The organism is Streptomyces sp. NPDC012769, from assembly GCF_042901205.1.
Classification (GTDB): domain Bacteria; phylum Actinomycetota; class Actinomycetes; order Streptomycetales; family Streptomycetaceae; genus Streptomyces.
The window spans coordinates 253,824-269,007 of sequence record NZ_JBIBCP010000003.1; the positions used below are offsets into that span (position 1 = coordinate 253,824).

Annotated in this window: 12 protein-coding genes; 10 read left to right on the plus strand and 2 right to left on the minus strand. The window is 71.0% G+C overall.

All coding sequences use genetic code 11. The features are described 5' to 3' along the window. Positions 1 to 90: 90 nt before the first annotated feature. A complete protein-coding gene (locus tag ACFY7C_RS16455) occupies positions 91 to 1,371 on the minus strand; it encodes a glycoside hydrolase family 6 protein (RefSeq protein WP_389650137.1) in 1,281 nt (426 codons plus the stop codon). Positions 1,372 to 1,467: 96 nt separating this feature from the next. Then, complete coding sequence (locus tag ACFY7C_RS16460) at positions 1,468 to 2,433, minus strand: glycoside hydrolase family 6 protein (protein WP_389650140.1); 966 nt, start codon at positions 2,431 to 2,433, stop codon at positions 1,468 to 1,470. A 349-nt stretch (positions 2,434 to 2,782) separates the two neighbouring features. On the opposite strand from ACFY7C_RS16460, the gene ACFY7C_RS16465 reads away from it, so the two are divergent. The 10 genes from ACFY7C_RS16465 to ACFY7C_RS16510 all read left to right on the plus strand — a co-directional run bounded on the left by ACFY7C_RS16465 (position 2,783) and on the right by ACFY7C_RS16510 (position 15,162). Then, positions 2,783 to 3,796: a LacI family DNA-binding transcriptional regulator gene (locus ACFY7C_RS16465; RefSeq protein WP_389652682.1), complete on the plus strand. Its 1,014-nt coding sequence runs from the start codon at positions 2,783 to 2,785 to the stop codon at positions 3,794 to 3,796. A 302-nt stretch (positions 3,797 to 4,098) separates the two neighbouring features. Beyond that, positions 4,099 to 5,409, plus strand: coding sequence for an extracellular solute-binding protein (locus ACFY7C_RS16470; protein WP_389650143.1), 1,311 nt, complete (start codon positions 4,099 to 4,101; stop codon positions 5,407 to 5,409). A gap of 122 nt (positions 5,410 to 5,531) precedes the next feature. Then, on the plus strand, positions 5,532 to 6,536 hold the full coding sequence (locus tag ACFY7C_RS16475) for a carbohydrate ABC transporter permease (RefSeq protein ID WP_389650146.1): 1,005 nt from the start codon (positions 5,532 to 5,534) through the stop codon (positions 6,534 to 6,536). 13 nt (positions 6,537 to 6,549) lie between these two features. Continuing rightward, positions 6,550 to 7,458, plus strand: a complete 909-nt coding sequence (locus ACFY7C_RS16480; protein ID WP_389650149.1) for a carbohydrate ABC transporter permease — start codon at positions 6,550 to 6,552, stop codon at positions 7,456 to 7,458. Between the two features lie 50 nt (positions 7,459 to 7,508). Continuing rightward, complete coding sequence (locus tag ACFY7C_RS16485; protein ID WP_389650151.1) at positions 7,509 to 8,954, plus strand: GH1 family beta-glucosidase; 1,446 nt, start codon at positions 7,509 to 7,511, stop codon at positions 8,952 to 8,954. A gap of 290 nt (positions 8,955 to 9,244) precedes the next feature. Further along, positions 9,245 to 10,237 (plus strand): ABC transporter substrate-binding protein, encoded by a 993-nt coding sequence (locus ACFY7C_RS16490; RefSeq protein WP_389650154.1) that lies wholly within the window; start codon positions 9,245 to 9,247, stop codon positions 10,235 to 10,237. A 72-nt stretch (positions 10,238 to 10,309) separates the two neighbouring features. Next, positions 10,310 to 11,878 carry a sugar ABC transporter ATP-binding protein gene (locus tag ACFY7C_RS16495; protein WP_389650156.1) on the plus strand — a complete coding sequence of 523 codons (1,569 nt, stop codon included), beginning with the start codon at positions 10,310 to 10,312 and terminating at the stop codon, positions 11,876 to 11,878. Further along, complete coding sequence (locus ACFY7C_RS16500) at positions 11,875 to 12,990, plus strand: ABC transporter permease (RefSeq protein WP_389650159.1); 1,116 nt, start codon at positions 11,875 to 11,877, stop codon at positions 12,988 to 12,990. The genes ACFY7C_RS16495 and ACFY7C_RS16500 overlap by 4 nt, the downstream gene beginning before the upstream one ends. Continuing rightward, the gene (yjfF, locus tag ACFY7C_RS16505) at positions 12,987 to 13,994 is read left to right on the plus strand and encodes a galactofuranose ABC transporter, permease protein YjfF (RefSeq protein ID WP_389650162.1); all 1,008 of its coding nucleotides are present in this window, start codon (positions 12,987 to 12,989) and stop codon (positions 13,992 to 13,994) included. The genes ACFY7C_RS16500 and yjfF overlap by 4 nt, the downstream gene beginning before the upstream one ends. 100 nt (positions 13,995 to 14,094) lie before the next feature. After that, complete coding sequence (locus ACFY7C_RS16510) at positions 14,095 to 15,162, plus strand: aldose epimerase family protein (protein WP_389650165.1); 1,068 nt, start codon at positions 14,095 to 14,097, stop codon at positions 15,160 to 15,162. Positions 15,163 to 15,184: the final 22 nt, after the last annotated feature.

Genomic DNA, 15,184 nt, shown 5'->3' on the forward strand with positions numbered 1-15,184 from the left:
TACGGGATTCGTGGGGCTCGGCGGGAAGAGGGACGGTGTCCGGCCCCGGGTGAGCGGTGTCCCGGAGCCGGACCAGGGCGGAAGCGGGGCTCAGCGGTTGAAGGTCAGCCGCGGTGCCGCGTTGCGGGCCAGTGTGTGTGCCTGGGCGGGCCACCAGGTGCCGGCGGGCGGGTCGACGATGCCGTACTCGGGGTCGATCGTGCCGCCCGTGTTGCGGGTGCAGCTGCCGTCGGACTCGCCGGGGATCTTGATCCACAGGTAGGCGTCGACGAGCGGGACACCGGTGTCGGCCGTCGGGCGCGCGCCGAGGCCGCGGCCGGGCGCGTTGCACCAGATCTCCGGGTCGCCGCTGTACTTGCCGGGCTCCGGAACCCAGGCGCCCAGGCCGTTGCGGCTGGTGTCGATGACGAAGTGGTGCAGGGCGTCGGGGGAGGGGTCGCCCACCGTTCGGTCGAACCAGGCGTCGGTCCAGCGCCACGTGGCGGGGTCGGCGGAGTCGACCGCGTTGCCCGGGGCGCCGTCGTTGGGCGCGGCGGGGGAGTAGTACTGGGTGGCGCACCAGTCGGTGTGGCCGCGGGCGTGCTCGGGTCCTTCGGTGGCGTACCACATGCACTTGGCGATCCAGGTGCCGTAGCGCGCGTTGTGATCGGTGGGGTGGGTGTTGGACACGTTGAGGGCGAAGCCGTCGCTGTCCCGGACGCCGGCGTCGAGCAGTCGTCGTGCCATGTCGCCCACAGGCCGCCACAGGACGTTGCCCGCGTCGAGGTAGACCGCGGTGCGGGCCTTGGACTTGAGGGTCCGGACGGCGTACGCGAGGTCGGCGACGCGGGCCGCGGTGAGTTCGCCGGTCGGGTCCACGTCCGGTCCGCAGTCGCTGGGGAGGAGGGCCAGGCCGTCGGGCTCGACCACGACGACGGCCTTGCCGTCACCGACGCCGGCGGCGAAGGCGTCGATCCACCGGCGGTAGGCGGCGGAGGACGCGGCGCCGCCGCTGGAGTACTGGGAGCAGTCCCGGCCCGGCACGTTGTAGGCGACCAGGACGGGGGTCCGGTTCACCGCCCGGGCTTTGCGGACCAGGGTGCCGACCTTGGCCCGGACCTCGTCGGGTGTGCCCTCGGTGAACCACTGCGCCTGCGGCCAGCTCGCGAGCCTGGCCATGTTCACGGCGTTCGTGAGGTCGCCGTTCCGGAGGTCGGCGAGCGCCTGCTTGGCGGCCTTGCTCTGCGGGTCCACGTAGAACCTCGTGGACCGGTTCATCGCGTCCTCGGTGGGTGCGGCCTGCGCCTGTCCCTGCGTCGCGGTGAGGGCGGCGCAGGCCGCGAGTGCCGCGAGGGCGGCGGTCGCCCGGCGCCGTAGCGTGCGTGGCTTCATGGGGGGCTCCTGGTCGGTGGGGCGGGGGTGAGGAGGGCCTGGGAAGCCTGTGGCCCGGGCGCGGGGCGGCGGACACCGGGCCACAGGAGCGGGACGTCAGTAGCCGTAGATCATCTTGTAGGCGACCTCCGGGAGGAACTGGCCGGCCGTGGAACCGCTCCCGACGCCGCAGTTGCCGTCGGACTCACCCGGAGCCTTGATCCACAGCAGCATCTCGGCACCGCCGCCCAGCCGGGTGGGCGTGCCGATGCGGCGGCCGGCCGCGTTGCACCACTCGCCGTTGGAACCGTTGCCGTTGCGGCTGGTGTCGACGACGAACGGCTTGGTGTAGCCGTAGCGGGCGGCCAGTTCGCTGTTGACGGCGTTGCCGTAGGCGGTGTTCTGGGCGGTGGTGTAGTAGTTCGAGATGTTGAGGGAGAAGCCGTGCGCCTGTCGGAGTCCGGCCTCGTGGAGGCGCTGGGCCATGGTGGCCGCGCTCACCCAGCCGGGGTTGCCGGCGTCGAGGTAGACCCAGGTGTTGGGGGCCTGGCGGTTGAACTCGGCGAGGGCGCCGCTGATCATGCCCTGGCGTTCGCGGATCTGGCTCTGGTTCAGGCAGCCGTAGTCCGCGAGGGAGTCGGGTTCGAGGAGCACGACGGCCGGCCGATGGGCGATCCCGCCGGCGAACTGCGCGATCCAGGTCGCGTAGGCGGAGGCCGACGAGGCTCCGCCTCCGGAGTGCCCGCCGCACGAGTCGCGGAGGTAGATGTTGTACGCGACCAGGACGGGCAGCTTGTCGTGGTGGTCGGCCGCGCCGACGTACGCGCCCGTCGCGGTGCCGATGGTGCCGCTCCAGGAACCGAACCAGCGGGCCATGGGCGTATTGGCGAGGGAGGCGTTGATCGCGGGGGCTCGGCCGTCGCCGGAGTTGGCGGCGACCCACTTCTTCGCGCTGGAGTCCGGGTCCACGTAGAACCCGCTGGTCAGCGTGGTGGGGTCCGCCGCGTGGGCGGACGGGGCGACGGCGAGCGCCAACGGCAGCGCGGAGACGGCTGCGAGGAGGGCGCGGATTCTGCGGCGCATGGCTGTACCTCGGTTTCCTGACGGCGGACGCGTCGCGCGCTCTCGTCCCGAGCGGTGCGACGAACTGAGGAAGTGCGGTGGTACGAGGCCCCCGCGTGGCGGCACATCGGAGGGGACACCAGCACCTGTCGGACCCACCGAACCCGTGGAAGCGCTCCCACTGGAAGCGATCCCAGATGGCGATCGGTGAGGCCGGGGTGTGGCCGTATCGTGTGGCGCTCCTATGGACACTGTCAAGTGTCCGCATTCAAACAGCACTTCACAGGAGGAGGGGAAGGGTTTACAGTCCTGCAACTGGAAGCGCTTCCAGCCTTCCAGGCGTTCAGGCAGGAATCAGGAAAGGCAGGTCATGGCCCAAGGTGTTCCACACCGGCCGTCGACGCTCGACGAGGTGGCCGAGCTGGCCGGAGTCTCCAGGTCGGTGGCCTCGCGTGTGCTCAACAACGCCCCGCACGTCAGCCGTGCCAAACGGGAAGCGGTCGAACGGGCCGTCCATCGACTCGGATACGTGCCGAACCCGACCGCCCGGGCGCTGGCGACCCGTCAGACCGGTGCGGCCGCTCTGGTCGTCTCGGGAGAGGATCCGTCGATCTTCGCGGACCCGTTCTTCGCCCAGGTGATCGTGGGCGCCTCGGCCGCGCTGGAGGAGGCCGACCTGCACCTGATGCTGTGTCTGGCGGCCTCCGACCGGGGGCGCCGTCGCGTGGAGCGGCTTCTCCGGTCCAAGGGGGCCGACGGGGTGATGCTGATGGCGCTGCGCGAGGACGATCCGTTGGCCCGCATGGCGGAAGAGGCGGAGATACCCGTGGTGTTCGGCGGGCGCCCGGTCGGTCTGGATCCACGGTGGTACGTGGACGTGGACAACCTCGGAGGAGCGCGCGCGGCGACCGAGTACCTGATCTCGCTCGGCCGGACCAGGATCGCGACGATCTGCGGGCGGCTGGACACCGAGGCGGGGCGCGCCCGTCACCGCGGCTACCAGGACGCCATGCGGGCGGCCGGCCTCGAACCGCTTCCGCCGGAAGCCGGTGACTTCACCGAGTCGAGCGGCGCGGCCGCCATGGCGGCGCTGTCGGCGCGGCACCCGGATCTGGACGGGCTGTTCGCCGCCAGCGACAACATGGGGGCGGGGGCGCTGCGCGCGCTGCGCGATGCCGGCCGCCGCGTCCCCGCCGACGTCGCCGTGATCGGCTTCGACGACCTTGCCGTGGCCCGGATCGCCGATCCGCCGCTGACCACGGTGCACCAGCCCATAGAGGATCTCGGTCGGGAGATGGCGCGCATGCTCGTCGCGCTCGTCAACGGACAGACACCCACCCCGCTGATCCTCCCCACGCGCCTGGTCATCCGCGCCAGCGCCTGACGGGCCGCCTCGCGCCCGGCCTGCCGGCCGACTCCGTGCTCCGGCCGCCCGCCACGTCGCCGTGCGTTCGTTTCCACGGCCACCCGTTCGCACCGCACAGCCTTCCCTACCGGTGACCTTGACAGCCCGTCAAGGCGACGGCAGGGTTTCGACGCCATCGTTTGGGAGCGCTCCCAATTCCGGGAGGAAGCCCCGAGCGCGTGGCTTCACCCCGGCCTTCGAAGGCCGCCTCGCCCACGCCGACCGCCATCGAGGCGCCCCGCCGGCGTACCCCTCACCCCTTGACGCACCGAGGAGATGTCATGCCCCACCCGACCCAGCCGCGCGCCCGCATCCGCTCCGTCGCACTCGCCTCCGCCGCGGCGGCGCTCGCCCTCGCCCTCACCGGCTGCTCGTCCTCTCCGGACGCCTCCGCCTCCGCCGACGGGAAGATCACCCTGACCGTCGGGACCTTCGGGACCTTCGGGTACAAGGAGGCCGGCCTGTACGACGCGTACATGAAGCTGCACCCGGAGATCACCATCAAGGAGAACCCGACGACCGTCGAGGGCAACTACTGGACCGCCCTGCAGACCCGTCTGTCAGGCGGCGGTCTCGACGACGTCCAGGCCCTCGAGGTCGGCCGCATAGCACGGGCCACGTCCGAGGACCTCGCCGACGCCTTCGCCGACCTGTCCGACGCCCCCGGGGTCGACAAGAAGGCCTACCTGCCCTGGAAGTGGGACCAGGCCACCACCGCCGACGGCAGGACGATCGGCCTGGGCACCGACGTCGGCCCGATGGCCGTCTGCTACCGCCAGGACCTGTTCAAGGCCGCGGGTCTGCCCTCCGACCCCGAGTCCGTCGGCAGGCTGTGGGCGGGCGACTGGGCGAAGTTCGTCGAGACGGGCAAGCGGTACCAGGCCAAGGCGCCCAAGGGCACCTACTTCATGGACAGCGCCACCGGTCTGTTCAACGCCGTCGTCTCCAGCAGCACCGTCCAGTACTACAAGGACGGCAAGCTCGCCTACAAGGACTCGCCCGGCGTCAGGACCGGCTGGGACCTGGCCGTCAAGGCCGTCCAGGGAGGGACCAGCCAGGGCCTGAAGATGTTCGACACCCCCTGGCAGACCGCGTTCTCCAAGTCCACCTTCGCCACCACGGTCTGCCCCTCCTGGCAGCAGGCGAACATCCAGCAGTTCTCCGGCCCGTCCAACAAGGGCAAGTGGAACATCGCCCAGCCCCCGGCCGCCGGCAACTGGGGCGGTTCCTTCCTGGCCGTACCGGCCTCGGGCAAGCACGTCGACGAGGCCAAGAAGCTCGTCGCCTGGCTGACCGCGCCCGAGCAGCAGGTGAAGGTCTTCCAGAAGGTCGGCAACATCCCCGCCAACCAGGCCGCCCACGACCTGCCGGGCGTCGTCGACTACAAGAACGCCTACATCGGCCCCGACGCCGCCACCGGACGGATCTTCTCCACCGCCGCCAAGGCCATCCGGCCCGCCGAGACCGGCCCGCACGCGCAGGACCTGACCGGCGCCTTCAGCACCGGCGTCCAGCTGATGGAGCAGAACGGCAAGAGCCCGCAGGAGGCGTGGAACGCCACGGTGCGCCAGATCGACAGCACCATCCAGTAACGCTCCCCGCCCCCACCTCTTCCCGGCCGCCGTCGCGGGGGAGAGGGCGGCCGGCCACCGGGGAGCCGGCCGCCCCCGCCCCGTACCGACGCGACCGGCCGTGACCACCGAAGGAACCGCTCGTGGCCCACACGACCACACCCAGCCGCAACGGCCCAGCAGGCCGACGGGACGCCCGACCGCCCCGCGCCCACACCTCGGGCCCCTCGGTCCGGCGCAGCCGCCTGCACCGCTGGGACACCAAGGGCACGCCGTACGCCCTCGTCGCCCCCTTCTTCCTCGTCTTCGCCGCCTTCGGCCTCTTCCCGCTGCTCTACACCGGATGGCTCTCCTTCCACCGGGTGAGCCTCTACAACGTCGACCGCGCCGAATGGGTCGGCCTGCGGAACTACACCGACCTGTTCACCGGTCAGGTCAGCCACTACTTCTGGAACGCGCTCCTCAACACCTTCACCCTCGGTGTCCTGTCCACCGTCCCGCAGCTGCTGATGGCACTGGGGCTCGCCCACCTGCTCAACTACCGGCTGCGCGCCCGCGGGTTCCTGCGCACGGCGCTCCTCGCCCCCTACGCGACCTCCGTCGCCGCCGCCACCCTCGTCTTCGCCCTGATCTTCAGCCCCGAGGGGGGCATGGCCAACTGGTTCCTCGGCCTCTTCGGAGCCGGGCCCGTGCACTGGGAGGCCGGTCGCTGGAGCTCGCAGTTCGCGATCTCCGTGATCGTCACCTGGCGCTGGACCGGCTACAACGCCCTGATCTACCTCGCCGCCATGCAGGCCGTGCCGCGCGAGCTGTACGAGGCCGCCGCCCTGGACGGCGCCAACCGCTGGCAGCAGTTCCTGCACGTCACGGTCCCCGCCCTGCGGCCCACGATCCTCTTCACGGTGGTCGTCTCGACCATCGGAGCCACCCAGCTCTTCGGCGAGCCCTATCTGTTCGGGGGACAGAGCGGCCACCAGGGCGGCACCGACCACCAGTACGAGACCCTCGGAATCCTCATGTACGACCAGGGTTTCCACTCCAGCATGCTCGGGCGCGCCAGCGCAGTCGCCTGGATCATGTTCGGCCTGCTGCTGCTCATCGGGCTCGTCAACGCGCTGATCACCCGCCGCCTGCGCGCTTCCCAGTGATGTGGAGTACGACATGACCACCACCGCCCCCGTGTCCGACCGTCCTCACCGGACGCCGGCGCGACCGCCCGTCCGCGCCGGCAGGGCCGGCGGACAGCACCGGGCCGGGCCGCTCGCCCACCTCGTCCTCGGTCTCGCGGCTCTGGCCTCGTTGTTCCCGCTGTACTGGACGCTGGTCGCCGCGTCCACCGACGGCCACGCGGTCGTCTCCAGCCCACCGCCGATGCTGCCCGGCGGCAACCTCGTCGAGAACCTCACCTATGTCTGGCACAACGCCGGCGGGCGCGGCATGGGCGTCGCCCTGCTCAACTCCACGCTCGTCGCGGGGGCCGTCACCGTCAGTACGGTGACCTTCTCCGTGCTCGCCGGCTTCGCCTTCGCCAAACTCCGCTTCCGAGGGAAGAAGGTCATGCTCGGCCTGGTCCTGTCCACCCTCGCCGTGCCCGCACAGCTCAGTGTCGTACCCCTGTTCATCCTGACCAGGCACCTGGGACTGGGAAATCACCTCGGGGCGCTGATCCTGCCGGTCCTGGTCACCGCCTTCGGCGTCTTCTTCATGCGGCAGTTCCTCTCCCAGGCGCTGCCCACCGAACTGCTGGAGGCCGCCCGGGTCGACGGTGCCAACTCGCTGCGCGTCATCTGGCACGTCGTCCTCCCCGTCGCCCGCCCGGCGATGGCGGTCCTGGGCATGCTGACCTTCGTCCAGTCCTGGAACGACTTCCTCTGGCCGATCATCGTCATGAACGGCTCCACCAACCCGACCGTGCAGGTCGCCCTTGCCGGACTGGGAACCGGCTGGTCGACCGACTGGTCGGTCATCACCGCAGGAGCGCTCATGGGCACCCTGCCGCTCCTCGTCGTCTTCGCCCTCTTCGGCCGGCACATCGTCGGCGGCATCACGCAGGGCGCCGTCAAGGGCTGACCTCAGCCCCCTCTCCTCGTCCGACACCTCCGCCCAAGGGAGACTCCGCCATGCCCGCAACCCCCGCCACCGCCCCCGCCGCCACGGCTGTCGACCGACTCCACTTTCCGCCCGGCTTCCTGTGGGGCGCGGCCACCGCCGCCTACCAGATCGAGGGCGCCGTCGCCGAGGGCGGCCGCACGCCGTCCATCTGGGACACCTTCTCCCGCACCCCCGGCAAGGTCGCAGGCGGCGACACCGGCGACATCGCCTGCGACCACTACCACCGCTACGGCACGGACGTCACCCTGATGTCCCACCTCGGTCTTCAGGCGTACCGCTTCTCCCTGGCGTGGCCCCGCATCCAGCCCGGCGGACGGGGCCCCGCCAACGCCGCCGGCCTCGACTTCTACCGCCGGCTCGTCGACGAACTCCTCGACGCCGGCATCCAGCCCGTCGCCACCCTGTACCACTGGGACCTTCCCCAGGCGCTGGAGGACGAAGGCGGCTGGACGGTACGCGAGACCGCCGAGCGCTTCGGCGAGTACGCGGCGCTGGCCGCCGACGCACTGGGCGACCGGGTCGCCCTGTGGACCACGCTCAACGAGCCCTGGTGCTCGGCCTTCCTCGGTTACGGCTCCGGCGTCCACGCCCCGGGCCGCACCGACCCCGCCCTCGCCCTGCGCGCGGCCCACCACCTCAACCTCGCCCACGGCCGCGCCACCGCGGCCCTGCGCGCGACCCTGCCCGCCCACGCCCAGGTCGCGGTCTCCCTCAACCTGCACCACGTCCGGCCGCTCACCCGGGAACCGGCCGACCTCGACGCGGCCCGCCGCATCGACGCCGTCGCCAACCGGGTCTTCACCGGCCCGATGCTCTCCGGCGGATATCCGGCCGACCTCCTCGCCGACACCGCCCACATCGTCGACTGGGGCACCCTCGTCAAGCCCGGCGACGAGGCCGCCACAGGCGCCCCCATCGACCTCCTGGGCATCAACTACTACACGCCCGCCGTCGTCTCGGCCCCGATGCCCGGAGCGGCGGCGGTCGACCACGCCCACGGCGAGAGCGACCACTCCCCGTGGCCCGGCTCCGAGGACGTCGCCTTCCACCTGCCGCCCGGCGACACCACCGACATGGGCTGGGCCATCGATCCCACCGGGCTCTACGACCTCCTCATGGCCACCTCCCGCGCCCACCCCGGGCTCCCCCTGGCGATCACCGAGAACGGCGCCGCCTTCCCCGACATCCCGTCGGCGGACGGCCAGATCCACGACCACGACCGGATCGACTACCTCCGCCAGCACCTCGAGGCCGTGCACCGGGCCATCGCCGACGGTGCCGACGTGCGCGGCTACTTCCTCTGGTCCCTGCTCGACAACTTCGAGTGGGCGTACGGATACGAGAAGCGCTTCGGTGCCGTCCACGTCGACTACACCACCCAGCTGCGCACCCCGAAGCGCAGCGCCCGCTGGTACGCCAGGGCCATCGCCGCGAACGCGATCCCGGGTCTCTGAGCCTCGAGGACCCCAAACCGGACTGTTAACGCTCACAACTTGCGACGGAGATGACTCCATCCGGCGCCTGTCCTCCTCGTATCAAGAACGGGTAACAGCCGCACGAACCCTTGAGTTACGTGTCTGTTAGCGCTCACAATGTGTCGCATTCGGCGGCCCACCGGTCGACGGGGTCGACGCTTCGCTCTGCCTCCGTCCGGCTCGACCACCGCTGTGCAGCCACGCCTTCGCCGGGCCACCCCCTTCCGGGCTCCGCCTGGTACGACGCACGTCCCGAGAGGAACCACGACATGGCCCACAGAGCCCTCCGCATCATCGCCGCCGTCGCCCTGACCGGCGGTGCGCTGACCGCCTGCACCACCGCGCCCGCGGACACCGGTACCCCCGGCAAGGGCTCCGCCGACGGCGAACTGGTGCTCGGGTTCGCCCAGGTGGGAGCCGAGAGCGGCTGGCGGACCGCCAACACCAAGTCCGTACGGGAGGCCGCCGAGAAGGCCGGCGTCACGCTCAAGTTCTCCGACGCCCAGCAGAAGCAGGAGAACCAGATCAAGGCGATCCGCACCTTCATCCAGCAGAAGGTGGACGTCATCGCCTTCTCGCCGGTGGTGGAGTCCGGCTGGGACACCGTCCTGAAGGAGGCCAAGAACGCCGGCATCCCGGTGATCCTCACCGACCGTGCGGTCGACTCGCAGGACACCTCCCTCTACCGGACCTTCCTCGGCTCCGACTTCGTCAAGGAGGGACAGGAGGCCGGCAAGTGGCTCGTGAAGGAGTACGAGGGCACCTCCGAGCCGGTCAACGTCGTCGAGCTCCAGGGCACCACAGGATCCGCACCCGCCAACGACCGCAAGGCCGGCTTCGCCGAGGTCATCAAGGGCGACCCCAAGTTCAAGGTCGTCGCCTCCCAGACCGGTGACTTCACCCGCGCCAAGGGCAAGGAGGTCATGCAGGCCTTCCTCAAGTCCCACGACGACATCGACGTCCTGTACGCCCACAACGACGACATGGCCCTGGGCGCCATCCAGGCCATCGAGGAGGCGGGCAAGAAGCCGGGCACCGACATCAAGGTGATCTCCGTCGACGGGATCAAGGACGCCTTCGTCGCCATGCAGGAGAAGAAGATCAACGTGGTGGTCGAGTGCAACCCGCTCCTCGGCGACCAGCTCATGGAGCTCGTCAAGAAGGTCGCCGCCGGGGACAGCGTCCCGCGACGGGTCGAGGTCAAGGAAGGCGTCTTCACCCAGGACCAGGCCGCGGCCGCCCTGCCCGGCCGCCAGTACTGACCCTCCGCCCGCACCGGACCGGGGGCGGCGGCCGTGCCGCCCCCGGTCCCATCCCTCAGGAGAGGAGGGCGGATGGCAGCCCCACCCACCCCCCGCACACCCGCACCCACACGCACCGACCGGCCGGTCCTGGAGGCCCACGGCATCCGCAAGGCCTTCCCCGGCGTGCTCGCCCTCGACGGCGTGAACCTGCGCCTCTTCCCGGGCGAGGTCCACGCGCTGATGGGCGAGAACGGCGCCGGCAAGTCGACCCTCATCAAGGTGCTCACCGGGGTGCACCCGCCCGACGCGGGAACGGTCGCCGTCGACGGCGCCCTCCACCGGTTCGCCGAACCACTGGAGGCACAGCACGCCGGGATCAGCACGGTCTACCAGGAGGTGAACCTGTGCCCCAACCTCTCGGTCGCGGAGAACATCCTCATCGGGCGTGAACCCCGCCGCCGGGGGCTGATCCACTGGTCGGCCCTCCACGCACGCGCGGCACGGCTCATCACCGAACTGGAACTCGACCTCGACGTCCGCCTGCCACTGAGCGCGCACTCCCTCGCCGTCCAGCAACTCGTCGCGATCGTCAGGGCCGTGGACATCCAGGCGAAGGTGCTCGTCCTCGACGAGCCCACCTCCAGCCTCGACCGGGACGAAGTCGCCCAGCTGTTCACCCTGGTCCGCAGACTGCGCGACCGGGGCGTCGCGATCCTCTTCGTCACCCACTTCCTCGACCAGGTCTTCGACCTGTGCGACCGGGTGACCGTCCTGCGCAACGGCCGCCTCGAAGGCGAGTACCGGATCGACGAGCTGACCCCGGTCACCCTCGTACACCGCATGGTCGGCAGCGAACTCCACACCCTCGACGAACTGGCCGAGACGTCCCACACCGGCACCACGGCCGGCCCCGCTCCCGGTGACACCCCCTTCCTCAGCGCCCGCGGGCTCGCCCGTTCCGGTGCCATCCAGCCCTACGACCTGGACATCCACCGCGGCGAGGTCATCGGCCTGGCCGGACTCCTCGGCTCCGGACGCACCGAGGCGGCCCGGCTGCTCTTCGGAGCCGACCACGCCGACGGAGGAGAGCTCCGGATCGACGGTGAGCGCGCCGCCCTGCGCACCCCGCGCGCCGCGATCGCCCGCAAGATCGCCTTCTGTTCGGAGAACCGCAAGGCGGAGGGCCTGATCGGCGAACTCACGGTGCGCGAGAACATCGTGCTCGCCCTCCAGGCCGCACGCGGCTGGACCAAGCCCCTCTCCCGCGCCCGGCAGGAGGAGATCGCCGCCCGGTGGATCGAGGTCCTCGACATCCGCCCCGCCGCCCCCGAGGCCCAGGTCCGCAACCTCAGCGGAGGCAACCAGCAGAAGGTGCTCCTCGCGCGGTGGCTGCTCACCGACCCCGATCTGCTGATCCTGGACGAACCCACCCGGGGCATCGACATCGGTGCCAAGACGGAGATCCAGAAACTGGTCACCCGCCTGGCCGCGGAGGGCACCGCGGTCCTCTTCATCTCCGCCGAACTCGAGGAAGTGCTGCGGCTGAGCCACCGCGTGGGCGTCCTGCGCGACCACCGGCTCGTCGCCACCCTCCCCAACGACCCGACTCTGACGCCCGAGCGGATCCTGGGCACCATCGCCACCGGAGCCACCTCATGACACCACCTGACGACACCGGCGCCGGAGGGCGCCCGGCCCGGGCACCCGGCGCCCGGCGGCTCGTCGAGCACCGCCTGTTCTGGCCCGCCGCCGTCCTGGCCGCCCTGCTGCTGGGAAACGTCGCGCTCACCCACGACTTCTTCGCCGTCCGCGTCCAGAACGGGCACCTGTACGGCAGCCTGATCGACATCCTCCAGTTCGGCGCCCCGCTGATCCTGGTCTCGCTCGGCATGACGCTCGTCATCGCCACCCGGGGCATCGACCTCTCGGTCGGCTCGACGGTCGCCATCTCCGGCGCCCTCGCCTGCGAGCACGTCGCCACCGCGAAGGACCCGGGAAGCCTCGGCACCGTCCTGTCGGCGATCGCGCTGGCGGTCGGCGTGGCCGCCGTCATCGGACTGCTGAACGGCCTCCTCGTCGCCCGGCTCGGCGTCCAGCCCATCGTCGCCACGCTGGTCCTCATGGTCGCCGGGCGCGGGGTGGCCCAGTTGATCACCGACGGCCAGATCATCAGCATCGCCAGCAGCGCCTACAAGATGATCGGCGGCGGCTACTGGCTCACCCTCCCCTTCGCCGTCCTGCTCGCCGCGGCCCTCGTCGCCGTCACCTCCCTCGTCACCCGGCGGACGGCGCTCGGCATGCTCATCGAATCGGTGGGCGGCAACCCGGTCGCGAGTCGGCTCGTCGGCATCCGGGCGGCCGGCCTGCTCGTCACGGTCTACGTCGTCAGCGCCGTGTGCGCCGCGGTGGCCGGCCTGATGATCAGCTCCAACGTGTCCAGCGCCGACGGCAACAACGCGGGCCTGTGGATCGAGCTCGACGCGATCCTCGCCGTGGTCATCGGCGGCACCGCCCTGACGGGAGGACGCTTCTCCCTCGGCGGTACGGTCCTGGGCGCACTGATCATCCAGACCCTCTCGACCACGATCTACACCCTCGGCGTACCGCCCGAGACCACCCTCGTCTTCAAGGCCCTGGTCGTCATCGTCGTGTGTCTCGTCCAGTCGCCCGCGTTCCGCGCGCGACTCTCACGCCGTCGCCGCCGGGCCGCCCCGGTCCCGGTCCCGGTGGCCGACGACACGGCGGCCCGCCGGCAGGAGGTCCACCCGTGAGTACCACCCTCAGCTCTCTCACCAAGCCGCTCCAGCGGTTCTCAGGTCGGCACACCGCCCGCCTGCCGCTCGTGGTGACGGCCACGCTGCTGGTCGCGATGTTCTCGATCGGATCCGTGCGGTACGAAGGCTTCTTCTCCGCGCAGGTCCTGCTCAACGTCCTGATCGACAACGGCTTCCTGCTCGTCGTGGCGATCGGCATGACGTTCGTCGTCCTCACCGGCGGAATCGACCTGTCGGTCGGTTCCATGGTGGCCCTGTCGACGATGCTGACGGCCTGGCTCGTCGAACAGAACGGTCTCCCGCTCGCCGTGGCGGTACCCGTGGTCCTCCTGGTGGGGGCGGGGGCGGGCGCCCTCATGGGCTGGGTGATCCACACCTTCGAGATCCAGCCCTTCATCGTCACCCTCGCGGGGATGTTCCTCGCCCGCGGCCTCTGCTACATGATCAGCACCGAGTCCATCTCCCTCACCGACCCGACGACCACGCGGATCGCCCAGACACGGGTGCTCCTGCCCGGCGGACTGTTCGTCTCGCCCGCCGTGGTCATCGCCCTGGTGGTGCTGGTGCTCGCCTTCGTCGTCCTCCACCGCACCCGATTCGGCCGCACCGTCTACGCCCTGGGCGGCAACGAGTCCTCGGCCCGTCTCATGGGCCTGCCCGTGGGACGCACCAAGGTCGCGGTGTACGCCGTGAGCGGTCTGTGCTCCGCCCTCGGCGGTCTGCTGCTGACCTTCTACATGCTGTCCGGCTACGCCCTGCACGCCGTCGGCATGGAACTCGACGCCATCGCGGCCGTCGTCATCGGAGGGACGCTGCTCACCGGAGGCTCCGGCTTCGTCCTGGGAACCGCGCTGGGCGTGATGGTCCTCGGTCTGATCCAGACCGTCATCAGCTTCCAGGGCACGCTCAGCTCGTGGTGGACGCGCATCGTCATCGGCGGCCTGCTGCTGGTCTTCATCCTCCTCCAACGGCTCTTCGGCGGCTCCCGCCCGGCGCAATGACCTCCCGGGCGACCGCCCGCGCGACGACCGTGCCCGGAGCGGGGGCGGGGACTTCCCGCCCCCGCTCCGGGCAGCACCCCACACCGGACAAGGAACTCCCATGAACCCGTCCCCTCCCGTCCTCACCGGAGGACCGCCGGTCCGCCGGCCCTGCGCGGACTCCGGGGAACGCTGGACCTTCGGCTTTCCCGGCGGGATCACGGCCGAGGTGCACACCCGCGGCGCCCGCCTCCACGGCCTGTGGGCGCCGGACCGGTACGGCACGCCGGCGGACGTCGTCCTCGCCCCTCGCGACCCGGCCCTGACGGCCACCGCCGCCCGGTACTTCGGCTCCACCGTCGGCCGCTACGCCAACCGCATCGCGCGCGGCCGGTTCTCCCTGGACGGAAAGCCGTACCGGCTGACCACGCAGGAGGACGGCCACTGCCTGCACGGCGGAACCGAAGGCTTCGACACCCGGATCTGGGAAGCCGAGGCCGTGCACACCCCGGAACGGACCGGCGTGCTCCTGCGCCTCCGCAGCCCCGACGGTGACCAGGGCTTCCCCGGAAACCTGGACGTCACCGTCAGCTGCCTCGTCGGCCGCGACGACGAACTCTCCTTCTCCTACACGGCCGTCACCGACGCGGCGACCCCGGTCAACCTGACCAACCACGCCTACTTCAACCTCGAAGGCGAGGGCGCGGGCGACATCCTCGGCCACGAACTGACCGTCGACGCCTCCCACTACACCCCGGTCGACGCGGATCTCATCCCCCTCGGGGACCACCGCCCCGTCTCCGGCACCGCGTTCGACCTCCGGCGGCCGCTCAGGATCGCCGACGCCCTGGCCCGCCCCGGCGCGGCCGGCGGGTACGACCACAACTTCGTCCTGACCCCGCGGGGCGACGGGACACCACGCCGGGCCGCCGTCCTGTACGCACCCACCACGGGCCGCCGCATGGAGGTGCTGACCACGGAACCCGGGCTCCAGGTCTACACCGCGGGTCAGTTCGACGGCACGGTCCTCGGCAAGAGCGGTACGCCCTACGGGGCGGGCGCCGGCATCGCGCTGGAGACCCAGCACTTCCCCGACTCCCCGAACCGCCCCGGTGACCCGTCTCCGGTGCTTCGGCCGGGCGAGGAGTACAGGTCCACGACGCTCCTACGGTTCGGCGTCCGCGACTGACCGTGGGCAACCCAGAAAAATT